Genomic DNA, 18,875 nt, shown 5'->3' with positions numbered 1-18,875 from the left:
CCATTCCAGTGAAGCTTACAACGCACGTCGCGATGTCATGCATCGGCGATTTCCCGAGCCATGTGCGTCCATTCGTGGAGAGGGCGTCTCCTGCCGGAGACACCGGGGTTCCGCTTTACGAGACTTGCACTCGCGGAGCGGTCTGCCGTCATAAACACCGATCGGCGTTGCATCATCGTTCGGACAATGGGAAATCGCTCGCCAACGAAGTCCAACACAAACAATGCGGCGAACGGAGACATGATCCACGGTCCGTCGACCGCCCGGCAACGCCATCCTTCACCGACACTCACGACGCTCTGCGTCACCGTGCTGTCAACCGCCATGCTTGCCGCCTGCAACGGCGACGACACGGTCAGGTCGCGGCGTACGGATCATTGCCTACGACGGCAACACGGACGGTCTTGCAACCCGCGGCCGTGACAAAGCGGGGCTTGCGACCGGCTTTGTCCGGATGGGTACGAGTTCCCGTGCCATGGACGCGACTATGGATTTTTGACGCAAACGCGTTTGCCGAAGGCGTTCCACCGGTTCAGCAGGTTGGCGATGATTATGCCTTCGCCTTCCTGCGACGCAAGCTCCTGCGTCAGCAGGCGTTCGCCGATGCAGCGCTTGATGCGCGAGATCTGTGCCTCGACCAGCGAGCGCACACCGTAGCCGTATTGCTTGTGAAATGCATAGATGCCCTTTGTCCTCGATGTATCTGACGATCTGGTCATGCCAGCGGGTTCGCTCCTCGCCGTGTACGACAGCGTGAGCTGGCGGTGGGATGACGGGCGTCACGCCCGCGCCTGAAAGCGCTTCGGTACGCTCGATGCTGTAATACGCGCCATCGGCAATCACCCGATCCATCGGCACATCAGCGGGCAGCACGGCGTCCACTCCTTCGCTGTCCGATACTTCTGTAGTGGTGATGCCGATCGCGTGTACGTTCATGTCAGCGTCGATCGACAGATGCATATTGCGCCACGGCGTGCGCGCGGCCTTCTGAGCGTACTTTTCCTCATACCACTGGCTCGCCCGCCCAAAGCTCAATCCCGTGCTGTCGACGATGAGACTGCTCGTCCCGCCGCGCGCGAGACGCCGGGCCACCTGTTCGCAACGCTGCGTGACGCTCACCTCCTGTGAAGCGAACCGTTCGCCCAGCTGACCGGCGCTGGGCACCGGGATGTCCAGCCCGCGAGTCTCCCGTTAGTCCTCCATATAGCCGGTGATCTGCCGCATCCCCCCCAGCCGAACAGCCGATAGAAGGTAAAGATCAGCTCGATGTACGCCGTGGTGTAGGTCGGCTCACGCCCCGACACGCCCGGCGTACGGCTCTTTGCGTTGATAAGCTGCGCCTTCAGATCGCCGCCCGGCACATACAGGCTGATCATGCCGCCCTTTCTCAGGCTCTGGTTATACGCCCGCGCGTTCGTCACCCGGTACCCCGGCTCCATCCGGACAAAAGCCCTGTTCCGGAGGGCCACGCAAGATCGTGACCGACCAGTTGCTCAGCTTTCCTGCGACGAAGGCCGAAATACCCGAACTCGCCACCGTCAAACACGTCTTCGTCAAAGCCTGAACCGGGCCGAAAATAGTCATCAGCCCACGCGTGAACGCGGGCGGCGCATGCAATGCCTCCGCTCTCCCGATCGCACTCAAACTTTCCTATCGAGCTTCGGCCTGATCCGGCAGCACGTTCTGGTCAAACGAAATCTGTTTCGCGCTTCGCTCTATCGAAAGCAATCGCTATCCCGGACTCACTCAAGATCCGTTCACATTCTGAGAAAGGACGAATCCTATCCCCATCTTGTCTCGATTGTTTAATTGGTCTTACTGTGTAGCAGCATTAGTTAAGCGAATTATTGTCGCACATGAAGAGAGCCATCGTTGCATGAGCCTTTGTCCACGCAGGATGCCCCAACGTAACAATGGAATCAGGAACGTGACGTTAAGAGCACTGAACTGTCCCAATGGATGTATCCAGGGAAGGGACAGTCAGCGCGTGTTCAAGGAAGTTCTTTACCAGGACGTCCGGTCTGCTGTGCGACATCAACCGCCGACGCTGCCCCGGCGGGCGTTTTGCGCGCACATCAGGAAATCAATCGCACCTCCATTCAGTGTGATGTCGTGACGCATCGGCCGAGAATCGGTCGGCATGGATTTAATTGTCAACGCCGGTTGAATTCTGAGCCGCTCAGTTTTACATCGGCGCTAACATTTAATCATGCGTCCACCCGTCACAAGGTGCCGTAGTCGTAACCACATACCTGTGGTCGCCCCTCAGACGCGGCGTGGGCCGACTGTGCGAGCATACCGGCCACCATGACTTGACGCATCAGTTCTCCTAGCTGCGCGTGCACCTGATCACTGGCCGGCGTCACATGCACCGCGAGCAACTGCACCAGGGTATCAATAGCCCCTGTTGACCTTGCTAAGGCGCTTGCGCTTGTAGCCGTCGTAACCAGCGCGAGACTCAATCTCGCTGGTCAATTGAAGCGTACGCCCGAGGATGACCGCGCAGGCTTGACCACGGAGCAGCTGAGCGACCCGGGTGATCGAATGCAGGTGGCTTACCATGGCCTCGAAACAGCCCGCGGGAATTCAGCGTTGCGCAGGGCGAAGTGGCACTCTTCGCCCGATACATCTGCTGGGTAAGGCCCACGCTTCTTGACTCCGCAAGGTTACCAAGTCTGACCGTAAGTGCTTAACACCTTCTAATCCGCCCCGGTAAGCCAGAGTAGATCATGCTCCACTACGATCTCGTAGCCTTTATCTTTCTTGCTCCTATGAAGAAAGTCCTCCAAAAACTGGTTGCCATCGAGTCGCCTCACTGAGCCCGTCTGCGCCGGATCGCAATCCATTGCGATGAAAAATCGACAGAGAGCCGAGAATTCTTCCCTTCTTTCGCAGATGTATCGATCCGCCTCGGATATAGACTTATAGGACACACCCAAGTCATTCAATACCTTCTGTATATGCCCACTGTTTGTGTAGTTTATGTCAAAGAACGAGCACAGTTCATGATACGTGTTTCGCGGCGCGGTCATGACAATCGCAAGCACCCCGGTACGTTTCAAACCTGCCCTAAGCCTTAACACAGCCTGCGTGATTTCCTCAATTGAGAACCGATAGAACACGTCAGAGCAAAGCACAAGATCATAACGGCCCACGGGCAATTTCACATTAATCACCGACTCGTGAAAAACCATCTCAGGCAGAAAATTAATATGCGTCATCAGATCGGGATTGATCTCCACGATAGATGTACGCTTAAAGTTCTTCGAGATTGCGTTTGTAACGATGCCAGTACCAACCCCTACCTCGAGAAAGTCCTCTTCCTCAGACAATTCGCCGAGGATGTTCCTCTCCAAAGCATTGATGATGGTCTCACCACGACCTGAGCTGTCCATGACGCGAAGCGCATCGACGTATTCCCGATCTGAGATTACACTCGCTTCCATACCGCCATTCTGAGTCTCCTCTGCGGCCCCGACGCCCTGAACTGTTTCACTGGTACCCAAGCGCAGCAGGTCAACCGTGAGAATCTCGTCTCCGCACAGTACTGCAAGGCGCGCGGAGTCAGGTTCGTCGGCACATAGCTTCAACGCTGGCTCGGTTGCACGGTTGTTATAGCGTGTCACTGCAGCAATTACTGCCGACATCTCGTGAGCTTCCAGGTGAGATCGCAAGTAGGCCACAAGGCCCTTGTCATCAAACTGACCATCCCCCACAAATGCATCTTTACCTTTTATCATCGCGTAAATCAGCTGGGCCAGTGTGACGCCCGCATCGGCATCCTGTTCGCAAGCCTGTTTAAGCGGCCCAGCGACGGACGGATCGACGGCACTTGTGCTCCCCGGCCCCCGATCCCCGAATAAACCGAAGCAGGCACGCATGTAGTCCCGAAGAAGTACGAGAGGGAACCCGGACAGCTCGGAAGCGCTGGGTGCCGCCGCGCAATGGATCCGTCTGTGACGTTTCGCCAGTTGGTTAAACGCTACAATTGCCCGTACGGTCTGTTCTCGATGGCTAGGCGGCGGCCGCGTATCCGAAGGAAGCATCCCTGATGGCAGTTTCCCAGAAACGTTTTCTGCACTGATTTTTGAAGTTCTTAGGTTTTTATCGCGGCTCATATGAATAATCTACCGATTGAGCAATGCCGACCTCGTCATCGACATCCATTGGCCGACCTGTAACAGTAGAGAGGTTGACAGGACAAATGCCGTTATGAGTAAGCCGTTGTGGGCCGGGTTAGGCTTCGAACCGGTCCGCGTCTTTACTGGGCGGCGGGATTTCATCCGCAGCAGCGTCTACCCGTCTCACAGCTCGTGGCTGCCCCTGAGTCGAAGCAGCACGAATCGAGAACTATGGTAGCCCGACCCTTGCGCATTGCACCAAGACTGCACTATGCAAAAGGCGTCGCCTTCGCGGGGATGCTCTACTGCGCCTATTCTCGGATATCGCCTTGCTTGCGTTTTATTCTTGTCGCATCGAAATGATGTCGCGCAAGTCTTGCGTGATGACAGGTTGACACCCATCAAGAATCCTCGCATCTGCGTGTCTCACTTGGCGTCAATGTGGCTCGTGCCGTTGAGCTCCGCTTATGCTACGGCGAACAAGCCGTGGTATTTGTTGTGTCGGAAAGGAGACGGTTTAGTTCTAGGGAAAGTTTTTTGCCTGCATTTTCTGTCCGCGCGATCACCTTCTGGATCGGTACGTCAACCGGATGTGCCGGCGCAGCATGACACATGCAGGAATATCAACGACTGCTGGCTGTCGCGCCGCATTTACGCTGAAGAATCCAATCGCATGAACGACGAACGGGATCGAAAAACTACCCGACGGGGTCACGGGAAGTGGCAATTTCCGATGAGCCGATCAGAATCGTTCGATCGCTGGGGTAGTGTCAGACGAAGAATGGAGCTTCGCGGCATCCTATCTGCCGTTGATGGATGGGGATGCGTCGCGGCGTAATATGAGTTGCGCAAGAGGTCTAATGCGTTGCGCTGGATGGCTCACGCTGGGGCTGCGTGGCGAATGCTGCCGACCAACTTTCCGCCGTGGGAACTCGTGTACCGGCAGACGCAACGATGCCTGGTGGCCGGCTGTTTTCGAGTGCATGGTGAGCGATCTTTGTCAGCTCATTCGTGTCGCACAGGCGCGCCGGGAGCAATCCAGCGCTGCGATCCTTGATGACCGTAGTGAGAGCGGTCCACGCGCACGCAATGACGGCTACAAGCGCAAGCGTGGCAGTAAGGTACGTACGGCGGCCGATACGCTCCGACAGATGCTCGCCGTGCACGTACACCGGCCAACGAGTAGGAGCGCGCACAAGTGGCGGAACTGGGGTGCCAGGTGCAGAAGGTAGCAACGGAAGAAACCCTGAAAGTGGCCTTTGCCGATCAGGGTTACACGGATGACGACCCTGCACAGGCCGCGGGCGCTCAAGGAATTGATCTCCAGGTGGTTAAGGTCGATGCAGCAAAAACGGATTTCACACCCGCAGGTCTGCACTTTGTCGGCTTCGCCACGCTTATGCTCGTCCATGCGATCCCAGTAATTCGAAGTTCATAACACCGTCCAGGGTTGATTTGCAGATAGACCATTTTTGCTCCTCTCAAGGAAGACTCGATCAGGCTTGGCCTTCCGCCATCATGGACAATCTGAAGAAAACGGTACCTGTAATCCACGACGCGCCTAGAGAAGCCATGAACAGAATCGCCTCGGCAACATCTGCCGGCTGGCCATTGCGACCACGCGGATCGAAAGCATTGAATGCAGGCCCGAGGCGTCGCACCGATGGCGCCGCCGAGCTGTTGCATCACCTTCGCGGCGGCCTGCGCCATGAAGAACGTGCCCTTAATTCGACCACCTCGGTCGCAGTGGCGGGACGGCTTTGCGGAGAGCTGAACCGCCGCCCGTGACAATGACTACCGTGGAAGAGAAATTATGTTCTGTGACTGTTCCTGAAAACGATAAAAACGGAAACGGCAACATGAAATGCCCTTGCTTTGCAGACCGATTTGAACATTCCTGGCCAGTCGACGTTACGCTCACAAATGAGATGTTTTGTTTGTCGTTGAAAGAAAATCTTTCTGTGCATGGCCGGCTCCCCCGGCCGCGCTGCGAGCCTTGGAGTCGAGCGCGCGCCACCCGGGCTTCTCGGCTACTGCAATGGAACTGAATGTTACGCCCACCGACGTTGGTCAATTCGTTCGCAGCCTCGAAGAATGCCTCGACGTACCGCTGTTCCACCACGCTACCGGCGGGCGACCGCGTCTTGTACTAACGGCCGTCGCCCTTCGGGCGCTCCCTGACATCCGCGAGGGGTTCGATCGGTTGAATCTGGGATTTGCGCGACTGAAGAAGGGGCTCGGCTGTGGGCGTGTTGACGGTGACCGTTAGGCCGGCGTTCGTCGCGAAATGGCTTCTGCCGCGCATTGACCGCTTCCAGAGCGCATGGGCAGAAACCGCTGCGTGTCGACACCAGCCATCAAGTTGATGCATTTCAGAGCAAAGGAAGCCCATTATCCCGCCATACTCAAAGCACGCTGCGGCACATCGCATGACTGGACTGTCCGGCGCGCAATCGAGACAATCATCCGATAAGAACCAGAACTCTCTTTTCCACAGCAGTGAGCCTACCGCCGGCGGCTTTACCTGCAAAAACAAGCTTTTTCTCGATCGCGAATCATCAATATGATTGATGCGCTCAAAAAAATTAACGGCTTATACAAAGCGGATATGCGCTGTTAGGATTCTCTCGTCGTCACCGCGGAGCCGAGTATGAGCGAAGATTTAGATGTCGTCCAAGCAAGTCGTATCGACACTAGGGTTGAGCCAGTTAAAGGCGATGCGTTTGATGCTAACGCCCCTGATTCCGAGCCGTCTTCGCAACCTGTTGCCAGCGTGCTCGCGCCTGCCATGGCTATCGCGTCGATGTACAGCGTGCAGCTTGGTGCTGCATTGTCGCGACCCGTGACAATCCAATACGGTACGCTCAGCACGACTTGGCTGCGTCTTTGTTTCGCGGGCTTGATGCTCGCGATCGTGGTGCGACCGCCGCTCCATACCTACTCCCGACAGCGCTGGATCGCCGCTTTCGTCCTCGGTAGCGCCATGGCTGGCATGACACTGTGCTACTTCGAAGCCGTGCAGCGCGTGCCCCTTGGTCTCGCAGTCGCCATCAGCTTCATTGGTCCCCTCATCGTCGCGACGGCCGGCATCCGCAGATTCCGGATGCTAGTGTGGCCCATGGTGGCGATGGTCGGCGTCGTCCTCATTGCGCGGCAGGACGGCATGTGGGCCACCTCGTTAACCGCCTTGGTCTTTCCTGTTGGGGCTGCGCTCGGATGGGCAACGTACATCGTGATGATGAAACGAGTCGGCACGCTGTTCGATGGCTTGGAGGGGCTCTCAATGTCGCTGATCGTCGCGGCCCTGGTCACCACGCCGTTTGGTCTTGCGCAAAGCGGTGGCCATCTGCCCGCCGCGCAATTGATTGACGCCGCGTATCTCGCGGTACTCGTGCCGCTCTTGCCCTACATCCTCGAGATGTTCGCGCTGCGGCGCATGACGGCGTCCGCGTTCGGCATTCTGATGAGCATCGAACCCGCCATTGCTGCCGCAATCGGTTTTGTCGTCCTCGGTCAGCCTATGACGGTCTTGCAAAGCATCGGCACGTTGCTCGTGATCAGCGCCAGCATAGCCTGCTGCCGCCAAGCATAGGCCGGCGTTGCCGGCAGGTGGATCGTCGTCTCGCACTGCATTTTCTTCCGCGTCTTCGAATGTTGCCGAGACACTAACTGCGGATGGTTCGCTTCGTCGTTGTATGTGTCGCGCTTGCGATGCTGTTTCCCTTCATGTGGTTTTACTGGAGACTGAAAATGGCCCACCAAGATCGTGCCCGTTTTGAACTGGTTGCAGACTGTGAAATGCAGGCGCTCTTTTCCGCCTCGCCCGACACCGCCGCGTTTCACCGTGGCGAATGGATCGACCGCGAATACTATCGGCGGCATCTCGTCGAGACAGTGCTGCGCATCCGCCTGAACAATGAAGTCGATGCATTCGCGCTCTACAAGATCGGCTTCAAGGACAATCAACTCGCGCAGATCCTCGCGCAATACCTCGCCGAGGAATACGGCCACGAAGGGCTCTTTCTGCGCGACATCGAAAAATTCGGTCTCACGGCCGAACAGATTGACACCATTGAGCCGCTCCACTCGACTAGGAAGCTGATCAATTATCTGTATCTCAGCATCGAACGCGATGGCCCATTGCCGACGATGGCGTGGAACTGGTTCGTCGAATGGTATTCGGGCCGCTACAATAAGACGATCACCGAGGCTGCGGGTCGAGCCTTCGGGCACCACACCGTTAAGGGTTCGCTTGGCCATATCCAATACGACGAATCGCACGACCACGACGATCTGATGTGGGGCGCCGTCCAGCGCGCGATCGAAGGATGGGGTGGCATCGACAAGGCCGAAATGCATCTTCGCAACTTCATCGGCTTGGTCGGCGATTACTTCGACGAACTAAAGGCAGAAACCGGGCGCCAGTCGGACGTGGTCGTTGCATGAGGAGCGCATCGTGGCTATTGTAGTAGTGGAGCCTGTCTCATCGGGCACCGCGCTGATCGCTGCAGCGCAGCGGCTCGGGCACCCGGTACACGTGTTTTGCGCAGATACCCACATCGTGCCGCCAACGCACCTACGGACCGTGGCGTCGCTGACGAGTGTCGACACTGGCTCGGCTGATGACGTCGCTGCAGCAGTGCGGACAGTCGGGGGCATCGACGCGCTCGTTCCCGGCTTTGAGTACGCGGTCGACGTCGTCGCGCAGGCGGCCGCGCAATTGGGGTTGCCGCATCTACCGCCCGAAGCGGCCGCGCTCACACGTGACAAATACCGTAGCCGTCAGCGACTCAGCATGGCCGGGCTCGCTGTACCGCGTTTCGCGCCGATCGCAAAGCGTGGCGACGTCGCCCGCGCGGCGGCGCACGTCGGATTTCCGGCCGTCGTGAAGCCGGTCGATGGTTGCGGCAGCCTACTGGTGCGCCGCGTCGATTCGCTCGCGCAGTTGCACGCGACGATCGACAGCGTTGCGCATCGATCTGTTCCGGACATGGGCCGCGAAGTTGGTCAAGCGATGATGCTTGAACAGTATCTCGACGGACCTGAATATAGCGTGGAAGGCTACGTCGGTCCGCTCGGTCCGCGCATGCTTGCCATTACCGAAAAGATCCTCGGGCCCGAGCCCTACTTCGTCGAAATGGGACATGTGGTCGACGCTACGCTCGACGACCGCGACCGAGCTCGGCTGAGCGCGTATGTCGAAACGGTGGCGAGAGAGATCGGCCTGACGCTGGGCGTGTTTCATGCGGAAGTGCGCATGACGCGCGACGGTCCCACGCTGATCGAAATCGCCGCGCGGCTCGGCGGCGACCGGATCTACCGGCTGGTTGAGCTAGCTAAGTCAATCTCGCTACCGGAAGTCATGCTCCGTAGCTATCTCGGGGAATGGGACCCGGCCCCGGGATACTGCCACGGGCGGAGCACCCGGGTAAGCGGCGTCCGGTTTCTCGCACCCGAGGCAGCCGGGCCGTTCGTCGGTGTCAGCGGGCTTGACGAAGTGCGTGCGCAGCCTGGCTTCCAAGAAGCGGAAATCTATCCGCGCGCCGGCGACTGGGTATCGCCGCCGACCGACTTCCGTGGCCGGGTCGGCCACGTGCTATTTACAGCGCCCGATCGCCCCACGCTCGAACGCCGACTGAACGGCGCGCAATGCGCGCTCGAAATGGGGTTGACATTCAAGGTCCATTAAAGGACGAGTCGCGATGATGAATACCCCCTTCCCCCGCCGTACCCGAAGTGTCGTAATGAATCGCTGGTCCGACGATTTTGCCGCCTATCACCGATACATCGATCACGACGCGCACGACGTTGCCTATCTGTGCACACCGGAAGGCGCGAAAGCTCTCGAAGCGACGCGCATCTCGCACATCGAGATCCTCCCGGACTTCAACGATATACACAGGCTGCGCGTGGCGTTCGACGCATGCCGTACTAGGCTGAACGGCGTCGACCGACTGATCGCGCTGTCCGAATTCGACTTGCTCGCCGCGGCACAGCTGCGGGAGACTTTCGACGTCCCGGGCGACCGGCCCGCCACCGCAGCACGCTTTCGCGACAAGACGGTGATGAAGCGCGTCGTCAGTGCGGCCGGTCTGCGCGTGCCGCAGTTCGTCGAATTGAACGATCGGGAGGACGCGCTCGCCACTGTCGCCGGATTGCGGCATCCGCTTATCGTCAAGCCGCGAACCGGCGCGGCAAGCATCGGTGTCCACCGGGTCGATTCGGTGGAACAGTTCGGTGCGCTCCTGCCCCGACTTACGGGCACTTCGTACGAATGCGAGGAGTTCATCGAAGGGCCGATCTATCACGTTGACGGTATCGTCTCGAGCGGCAAGCCGTTGCTGATCCGGGCGTCGCGCTACCTTAACTCATGTCTTGACTTCGCCAATGGCAAACCGCTCGGGTCGATAATGTTGCAGCCTGGACCGTCGAACGACGAACTACTCGCGTTCGCGCAAACGAGTCTCCGCGCTCTATCGCTGGTGGACGGCGCCTTTCATCTCGAAGTGATTCGTGGCTCCGACGGCCTGTATTTCCTTGAGATTGGCGCGCGCGTAGGCGGCGGCGAAATTCCGTTCCTGTTCCGCGATCTCTACGGCATTGACATCTTCAGCCTGTGGGTCCGTCAGCAGCTCAACTACGGGACGCCGCTCGCATCCGAGGCAGGCGTGGGTGCAGCGGCCCGCTCCACCGAGCTAGGAGGGTTTCTGCTGCTCCCCGAGGCGACCGGCAGCCGCCTCTTGCGAGCCGTTGTCCCGGACGGTATCGCACCGCTGTATGCGGCCATTACGCCGAAGGCAAATCATGTCTTCGACGGCAAGGGCGGCTACGACAAGATCCTCGGCCGGTTTCGCTACCGCGGTCGATCGGAAGATGAGATTGATGCAGCGATCGCCGCGACCTTGGAGCGCTTCCAGTACGAGCTCGGCGATATCGATGCCCCTAGCCGCCCCGCTTGGCCGCGCGGGCATTGGCATGATGGCTATCCGTTGCCCGAAAATGCGCCATCACGCTGCCGATGAGGCGCTCGTTGGAAGGAGAGAATGAACGCGACGAAATCGCTTTACCACGGCCAGCGGTTCCCTGCTGTTATGATCAGCTACGCTGTTGACGGACACTTCTCGTTCGGAGCGAGGCGGCGTACTCAGGTACGGAACCAACGATTCGTTGCTGGCATGCCAAGTCCGGCTATCGATTGGCTCGGTGTGCTAGGGCGGTTCGGTAGAAACCTCGCAGCACTAGGCATTTAGAAGTGGTGTTTGTGACGCCGCGCGACGAGACGTATGTGGTGGGGAAACTGCTCGATGAGCAGGACACGCAAACCCGGCGTGCTGGAGCAAAGCGTCGCCGACCAATCGCGCAGCTATCCCGCGGCAAGTGGGAATTCCTAGACTCCCTAGGGCTAAGCACATTTTTATCAAAACGGCTGCACGCGTAATCTGCCGACCCGTAACCGCGAACGTCAGATGTTCCCTTTCGAGATACGCGTCGCACACAATCGCTAAGCCCCTTTCGTCAGCGCTTGGTGCTGCAGACACGGAGGAACGCGGCCTGTTATTTCGCCATAGTCAAACAGCGCATCGGCACATGGTACGGCTGTACGTTCCGGGAGCAATCAAAACAATAATATAGTAAGCATTACTACTGTTCACACAGGGAGTGCAGATGGGCACCAACCTGACAGCGCCAGGTTTGCCGCAGCGCTCGATAAGAACGCGCGTCGCCTTAAATTGGTGGAACGTCGATTCCGCCTGAGTGAATTGCAGGTGCATGACGGGACTGGTTGCGTCATCGACATACACACCAACGGCGTGCACGCTGGACCGCGGTCCTCGAGCTAGCGGTGATCCCGCCATCAATCTGGATGAACTCGCCCAAGCGCTCCTATCGTGTGCGTGACTGGTAGACCGTCGGCGGATGCAGTCGACGCAGGATCCACAGGCCTTCGCTCGTCATTCGATATGACCCCTTTCGTCGCCCTGCGGACTCTGAGATTCCCGTGGCTTCTCCAACGCTAGGGGCCGGCCCAAAATCGGCGTATCAACCGCGGATAATCGTGAGCACGATCGGAACAAGGCATCTCGACAGCGTCTCGCTGCGCGAGATTTGTGTCCGGAAACCAGTCCACGGCCCAAATTCCGAGCCGCACAACAAGCCGGCGAATCTGCCGCACCGTCAGTTCCGGCCGTTGCGCGGAACGTTAGCGGTTTCAGCTTGCTATCCACCACGACGTTCAAAATGGTATGGAATTGTCCAGCGGGCGCATCGCGACCGTTCGCTCTGTTGCTGCAGCCCATTAAAGCTCCCTGGAACTGGACCTCCGACAGGCTACACGCTTGCGGTGAACGCCGGTTTTCCATTGGCAAAACCCAGACGTTCCCGGTGTAGTCAAGACCTCACTGAGCCTTCTCGGCGGTTTCATCATATGTTAGAACCCTTGCCCGGACAGCCAGTGGTTCAGATACTTTTGCTAGGATTTCCATAAACCATACAAAGGTGCGATGCAAGTGGCCATTGCGGGCGTCGCGGCGCTCTTGTGCGGCAATTACCCTATGGTTCTAACGCGTAGCCATAGGCACTTTAGACAGACGAATTGGGCTGCGTCCTTTGATACGATCGGGGGCTGAACTTGACTAGTGAATGACGGCAGATGAACGATCCACATGGCTCTGACACAGGCTTCAGTGTCCACATCCTTTGGGAGGATGCAGAGCGCACTTTCTGTCGCGTCCGGTCCCCGAGCGGCAGCGATAGCGTCCTGACTCTCCGGACCACCGAGGAACATCCCTCGATCGCCCTTCTCGAGCGCCTTGCTCACGAATTCGCGCTGAAAGAACAACTGAATGGTACGTGGGCGGTGCACCCGATAAGGCTGGTACGCGAAGATGAACGGATGGCACTGGTTTTCGAGGATCCGGGCGGCGAACCACTTGAGCGACTGGTGGGCGCGCCTCTCGGGGTGGAACGTGTTTTGTGCCTCGCCGTCGGAATTGCCGGGGCGCTTGAGAAGCTCCACCGGAGTGGGTTCGTTCACAAGGATTTCAAGCCTGCTCATGTGCTAGTTGACTGCACGGACAGCCGGCCGCGGCTCACAGGATTTGGGATCGCTTCACGACTGCCGCGCGAGCGGCAATTTCCACAGCCACCCGAAACGATTGCCGGCACCCTACCCTTCATGGCGCCCGAACAGACTGGGCGGACGAACCGCTCGATCGACTCTCGCAGCGACCTCTACGCGTTCGGAGTTACGCTTTATCAAATGCTCACGGGGTCCCTACCGTTCACTGCTGCGGATCCGATGGAATGGGTACATTGCCATGTGGCGCGTAAGCCGGTGCCTCCGATAGCACGGGTAGACACGGTCCCCCTTCCCGTCTCAGAGCTTGTCATGAAGCTGCTCGCCAAGACGCCCGAGGAACGGTATCAGACGGCGGCTGGCGTCGAGCGGGATCTGAGGCATTGCCTGACCGAATGGCAGCGTCAACGCCACATCGATCCCTTTGTGCTGGGCGAATACGACATGACCGACCGCCTCCTGATCCCTGAGAAACTCTACGGGAGGCAGAGGGAGGTGGATGCATTGACCACTGCGTTCGATCGCGTAGTGAGGACTGGCATCCCTGAACTCGTGCTCGTCTCCGGGTATTCGGGTATCGGCAAATCCGCAATCGTCCATGAACTGCATAAGGCACTCGTACCATCGCGCGGGCTGTTCGCGTCGGGCAAGTTCGACCAATACAAGCGCGACATACCCTATGCGACGCTCGTTCAAGCTTTTCAGGGCCTGATCAGGCCGCTACTCGGCGAGCCTGACGCGGAACTCGCTACCTGGCGCGAGACGTTGATCGGGGCACTCGGTCCTAACGCGCGACTCGTGACCGATCTGATCCCTGCGCTCAGGCTGATCATCGGCGATCCCCCGCCCGTCCCAGAGCTCGAGCCGAATCAGGCGCGCCGCCGTTTTGAAGTCGTCTTCCAGCGCTTTATCGGCGTCTTTGCGCGACGTGAACATCCGTTGGCACTATTTCTTGACGATCTGCAATGGCTCGACGCCGCGACGCTCGACTTGCTCGACGGGCTCCTTGCGCGCTCGGATCTGCAGCATCTGATGGTAATCGGCGCCTATCGCAGCAATGAGGTAACTCCCGGAAATCCGCTGCTGCACAAGCTTCAGACGTTAAGGGCTGCCGGCGCAAGGCTCGATGAAATTGTTCTCGCGCCTCTTGCTTGTGAACACGTCGAGCAACTGATTGTCGAAGCGCTTCACTGTGAGCCGGGACGTGCGGCACCGCTTGCGCACCTCGTGCATGAGAAGACGGCGGGCAATCCGTTTTTCGTCATCCAGTTTTTGCGCGAGCTTGCCGATAGCGATCTGCTGAGCTTTGCCCATGACACGGCCTGTTGGAGCTGGGACCTGCCCCGCATCCACCGGAAAGAGTACACCGACAATGTAGTCGACCTAATGGTGGTAAAGCTAGTGCGCCTACCGGCGTCAACGCAACGCGCCGTGCAACAGCTTGCCTGTCTCGGCAACACCGCCTCCTATATGATGCTGCCTAAAGTTCTGGGCGTCTCGGAGCAGGAAATTCGGGCGCTGCTGAAGCCGGCACTCGCGCAGGAGTTGGTGGAGCAACTAGAAGACGCCTACGGGTTCGTGCACGACCGGGTGCAGGAAGCCGCCTATTCGCTGATTCCCAAAGAGTTACGTGCTCACACGCATCTGCGTATTGGACGGTTACTCGCGGCGCAAACTCCCGCTAGCAAACGGAAAGAGGCGATCTTCGATATCGTCAGTCAGCTTAACCGAGGCGCGGCGCTGGTGAGATCCAGGCAGGAACGCCAACAACTGGCTGCCTTTAACCTGATCGCCGGCAAGAGAGCCAAGGCGTCGACAGCCTATGCGTCGGCGCTCACCTATCTCACTGCCGGCGCTCAACTCCTCCAGGACGATTGCTGGGGACGTAGGCACGAACTGGTCTTTCCGCTCCAGTTGAACCTGGCAGAATGCGAGTTCCTCACCGGGCGGCTAACCGATGCCGAAGAGCGGCTGGCGATGCTGTCAAACCGCGCGACGAACACGGTCGATCAGGCGAGCGTCGCGTGTCTGCGAATGGATGTTTACCTGACTCTCGATCGAAGCGATCTGGCGGTCGAGGTTTGCCTCGATCACCTCCGTCAACTCGGCATCGACTGGCCGGCACACCCACATGAAAGCAACGTACGGGGGGAGTACGAAAACATACGGTTGCGGCTTGCGGGCCGGGCTATCGAGGCACTCATCGATATGCCGTTGATGTCGGACCCAGCGTCGCTCGCAATTACTGACGTGCTTAGCAAGCTCCTGAGACCAGCCTGGTTTTTTGACGCGAATCTGGCTTCTCTCGCTATATGCAAAGTGATCAGCTTGAGTCTGGAGTGCGGGAACTGCGACGCCTCGTGCTTCGCGTATGTCATGTTCCCGCGGATCGCTGGGCCACGCTTTGGCGATTACCACGCTGGAGTCCAGTTCGGTCAGCTCGGCTTCGATCTGGTCGAGCGACGCGGACTCAAACGCTTCGAGGCAGTCACCTATCTTTGCTACGCGCTGTATGTTGTGCGCTGGACGAAACACGTGCGCTTCAGCAGCGAAGTGCTGCGCCGTGCGTTCGAAGCAGCGGGCCGGACCGGGGACCTTCCGTCTGGCGCCTATACCTGCTGCCATATCGTTTCGGACCGACTTTTCGGCGGTGACCCTCTAACCGATGTCGAACTCGAAACTGAACAGGGCCTCGCGTTTTCCAGGAAGGCACGTTTCGGCCTGGTCGTCGATAACCTCACCACGCAACTCGCATTGATCCGGATGCTCCGCGGCGTCACACTGAAATTCGGCCACTTCGACTATGACGAATTCAACGAGCTTCGTACAGAGGAGCACCTGTCCGGCAACCCCGCGCTCGCGACGGCCGCGTGCTGGTACTGGATCCGGAAACTGCAGGGACGATTCTTTTCAGGCGACTATGTGGCCGCCATGAACGCGGCATCGATCGCGCAAGAGCAACTTTGGAGCTCGTCGCCGCACCTGGAGGAATGCGAGTACCATTTTTACGCTGCTCTCACAAGGGCCGCGCATTTCGACCGGGTGCCGGCCGAGGAGCGACAGGAGCACCTCCACAGCATCGCCGCGCATTGTCGGCAATTGGAGATCTGGGCGAACAACTGTCCGGCGAATTTCGGCAATCGGGTTTCACTGGTAAGCGCCGAGATGGCGCGCCTGGAAGGCCGTGATCTCGAGGCGATGCGACTCTACGAAGCGGCCATTCATCTTGCGCGCGCAAACGACCTCATACACAATGAAGCGCTTGCCAATGAACTCGCATCCGCGTTCTACGCGGCGCGGGGGTATGAGAAGATTGCCCGTGTCTATTTGCAGGACGCACGACGGGCTTATCGACGCTGGGGGGCAGAAGGCAAGGTGCGTCAACTCGACGAACTGTACCCAGGTCTCAGGGCCGACGAGCGAGCGCCTGACTCAGGCAGCACTATCGGGGCGCCTCTCGAACACCTTGACCTTGCTACCGTCATAAGGGTGTCGCAGGCTGTTTCCGGAGAGGTTTTCCTCGACAGACTGATTGAGACGATCATGCGTACCGCTATCGAGCAGGCGGGAGCCGAGCGTGGATTACTGATACTTTCGCATACAGGAGAACAGCGGCTCGCAGCGGAAGCATGGACGGACAGCGACAAGGCATACGTCCAATTGCGTGATGCACCCGTGAGCGCGACCATGATTCCCGAGCCTGTTCTCTACGATGTATTGCGCACAGGCGAAAGTGTCATTCTCGATGATGCTGCGGCCGATCCCAGGTTCGCGACAGATCCTCATATCCGGCAGTATCTGACTCGTTCCGTCTTATGCCTGCCATTAATGAATCAAGCGAAGCTGATCGGGGCCCTGTACCTCGAAAACAATCTGATCACCCGCGCCTTCAGATCGACCCGGATTGCACTGCTGCGGCTGCTCGCGTCGCAGGCGGCGACTGCGCTGGAGAACACCCGCCTGTACCGCGACCTGCAGGAACGGGAGGCCAGGATTCGCCGCCTCGTCGACGCCAATATCATTGGCATCATCGTCTGGAATGCCGCCGGCGACATTCTCGAAGCCAACGACGCTTTTCTTCGCATGGTGGGATATGAGCGAGAGGATCTTGCGTCAGGATGCCTCCGCTGGAGGGATCTCACGCCAACTGACTGGCAGGAAAGCAGCGAACGGGCTTTGGCCCAAATCAGAAACGACGGTGACGTTCAACCCGAGGAAAAAGAATACATGCGGAAGGATGGCAGTCGTATACCGGTCATGGTCGGCCGCGCTGCTTTCGACTGTAGCGGGAAGGAAGGCGTTGCTTTTGTAGTTGATCTCACGGAGCGCAAGGAAGCTGAGCACCGCTTGCGTGAGTCCTACGAGATGCTGCGTGAACTTGCCTCACATCGCGAGACGGCTCGCGAGGATGAACGCAAGCACATTGCGCGGGAAATGCACGACGAACTCGGGCAACACCTTACCGCGCTTCGCCTGAGGGCGTCGATATTGCGCATGAGGCTTGGCGCGGATCACCCGGATCTGGTCGAGCATACGCAGGCGCTCGTTTCACTTGTGGATGTAACGATGCAGGTGGTCAGAGGCGTTATCGCGTCGCTGCGCCCCGCAGCGCTTGATTCCGGTATTGCAGCAGCGCTCGAGTGGCTCGTGGCCGATTTCAACCGCAACGGCCGGACGGTCTGTCATCTCAACTTGCAGGACGAGAATATCGCCGTAAGCGAGGATCGCGCTATCGTGCTGTTTCGCATCGTTCAAGAGGCACTGACTAATGTCACCCGACACGCTGCGGCCAGAAGAGTAATCATCGCATTAGAGCGAACCCCCGATGCTTGCCTTCTCGAAGTGCACGACGACGGTTGCGGATTCGATGTTTTTGCAACGAGAAAGAGGTCATTCGGACTGGCAGGGATGGAAGAGCGTGTTCTGATGCTGGGCGGTGCGATCGACGTTATCAGCTCGCCGGGAGCCGGCACCATGATCAAGGTGCGACTTCCTGACAAGTGGGCGATCGAGAATAGCCGTTAAAGTCACACACGTAACGCCTGCGCTCGCTCGGCGTGCTGAACCGAAGGTCCGGAATCCTTGCGCGCCGTAGATCCGGAACTCGCCGTTCCGAGATCGGTCGGAAAAAGTGGAAGCCAACGGTAAGGGGCCAGCAAACCCGTCTTGACGAATTGAGCTAAGCGACCGCAACTGTCGGCTGCCAGCGATGAGGCAGCAATGTTGCGACGTCGCTGGCCCTGTGGGTCGGCAATCGCGTGAGGACGTCCTTCAGATAGGCGTGCGGTTCGTGCCCATTGAGTTGTGCTGAGCGCAACAGGCTCATGATGGCGGCAGCGCGTTGGCCCGCTCGGAGTGAGTCGGCGAACAGCCAGTTGGCCCTGCCGATAGCCCACGGACGTATTTGGTTTTCGACCCAGTTGTTGTCTATGGGCACATGTCCGTCGTCGAGATAGCGCGTCAGCGCTTCCCAGCGTTTAAGGCTGTAATCCAGCGCTTTCGCAATCGCTGAACCTTCCGAAACCAGCTTGCGCTGCGCCACCATCCATTCATGAAGTGCGTCGCACACCGGTTTGGCCCGGCTCTGTCGAAGCCTGCGACGCTCTTCAGCTTCCAGTGTCTGCGCCTCGCGCTCGATGTCGTAAAGCGCAGCGAAGAATGGCAGCGCCAATGCGGCG

10 protein-coding genes and 5 pseudogenes are annotated in these 18,875 nt (G+C 58.7%); 8 read left to right on the top strand and 7 right to left on the bottom strand.

Features of this window, described 5'->3' with window-relative positions; all coding sequences use genetic code 11:
- Positions 1-485: 485 nt before the first annotated feature.
- The 3 genes and pseudogenes from GCT19_RS43745 to GCT19_RS35075 form a co-directional block, all read right to left on the bottom strand.
- A complete protein-coding gene (locus tag GCT19_RS43745) occupies positions 486-719 on the bottom strand; it encodes a hypothetical protein (protein ID WP_018436474.1) in 234 nt (77 codons plus the stop codon).
- A gap of 22 nt (positions 720-741) precedes the next feature.
- Positions 742-1,092, bottom strand: a pseudogene (locus tag GCT19_RS44875) (transposase); the annotation flags it as partial.
- 23 nt (positions 1,093-1,115) lie between these two features.
- Positions 1,116-1,421, bottom strand: coding sequence for a hypothetical protein (locus GCT19_RS35075; RefSeq protein WP_221314192.1), 306 nt, complete (start codon positions 1,419-1,421; stop codon positions 1,116-1,118).
- A 44-nt stretch (positions 1,422-1,465) separates the two neighbouring features.
- Between GCT19_RS35075 and GCT19_RS35070 the strand changes: the two are divergent.
- Positions 1,466-1,809 (top strand): annotated as a pseudogene (locus tag GCT19_RS35070) (hypothetical protein); the annotation flags it as partial.
- A gap of 491 nt (positions 1,810-2,300) precedes the next feature.
- Here GCT19_RS35070 and GCT19_RS43735 read toward each other — a convergent pair.
- Positions 2,301-2,586 (bottom strand): annotated as a pseudogene (locus GCT19_RS43735) (IS5/IS1182 family transposase); the annotation flags it as partial.
- 113 nt (positions 2,587-2,699) lie between these two features.
- Positions 2,700-4,118: a methyltransferase domain-containing protein gene (locus GCT19_RS35060; RefSeq protein WP_152854480.1), complete on the bottom strand. Its 1,419-nt coding sequence runs from the start codon at positions 4,116-4,118 to the stop codon at positions 2,700-2,702.
- Positions 4,119-4,876: 758 nt separating this feature from the next.
- On the opposite strand from GCT19_RS35060, the pseudogene GCT19_RS35055 reads away from it, so the two are divergent.
- Positions 4,877-5,559, top strand: a pseudogene (locus GCT19_RS35055) (transposase).
- 58 nt (positions 5,560-5,617) lie between these two features.
- Here the strand turns inward: GCT19_RS35055 and GCT19_RS35050 are convergent.
- Positions 5,618-5,782: an SDR family oxidoreductase gene (locus GCT19_RS35050; protein ID WP_456299584.1), complete on the bottom strand. Its 165-nt coding sequence runs from the start codon at positions 5,780-5,782 to the stop codon at positions 5,618-5,620.
- 272 nt (positions 5,783-6,054) lie between these two features.
- Here GCT19_RS35050 and GCT19_RS35045 point away from each other — a divergent pair.
- The 6 genes and pseudogenes from GCT19_RS35045 to GCT19_RS35015 form a co-directional block, all read left to right on the top strand.
- Positions 6,055-6,457 (top strand): annotated as a pseudogene (locus tag GCT19_RS35045) (LysR family transcriptional regulator); the annotation flags it as partial.
- 452 nt (positions 6,458-6,909) lie between these two features.
- The gene (locus tag GCT19_RS35040; protein ID WP_152854482.1) at positions 6,910-7,713 is read left to right on the top strand and encodes an EamA family transporter; all 804 of its coding nucleotides are present in this window, start codon (positions 6,910-6,912) and stop codon (positions 7,711-7,713) included.
- A 158-nt stretch (positions 7,714-7,871) separates the two neighbouring features.
- Positions 7,872-8,567: an iron-containing redox enzyme family protein gene (locus tag GCT19_RS35035; protein WP_026228999.1), complete on the top strand. Its 696-nt coding sequence runs from the start codon at positions 7,872-7,874 to the stop codon at positions 8,565-8,567.
- Positions 8,568-8,577: 10 nt separating this feature from the next.
- Complete coding sequence (locus tag GCT19_RS35030; protein WP_227717777.1) at positions 8,578-9,810, top strand: ATP-grasp domain-containing protein; 1,233 nt, start codon at positions 8,578-8,580, stop codon at positions 9,808-9,810.
- A gap of 220 nt (positions 9,811-10,030) precedes the next feature.
- Positions 10,031-11,143, top strand: coding sequence for an ATP-grasp domain-containing protein (locus GCT19_RS35025; protein ID WP_311544517.1), 1,113 nt, complete (start codon positions 10,031-10,033; stop codon positions 11,141-11,143).
- A 1,628-nt stretch (positions 11,144-12,771) separates the two neighbouring features.
- On the top strand, positions 12,772-18,222 hold the full coding sequence (locus GCT19_RS35015) for an AAA family ATPase (protein WP_152854479.1): 5,451 nt from the start codon (positions 12,772-12,774) through the stop codon (positions 18,220-18,222).
- Between the two features lie 154 nt (positions 18,223-18,376).
- Here the strand turns inward: GCT19_RS35015 and GCT19_RS35010 are convergent.
- The coding region (locus GCT19_RS35010; protein ID WP_152854478.1) for an IS66 family transposase at positions 18,377-18,875 on the bottom strand (499 nt) is incomplete at its 5' end.

This window comes from Paraburkholderia atlantica (assembly GCF_009362785.1).
GTDB classification, from domain to species: domain Bacteria; phylum Pseudomonadota; class Gammaproteobacteria; order Burkholderiales; family Burkholderiaceae; genus Paraburkholderia; species Paraburkholderia atlantica.
The sequence above is the reverse complement of the archived record's forward strand: the minus strand, read 5'-3'. Positions and strand labels throughout refer to the sequence as shown.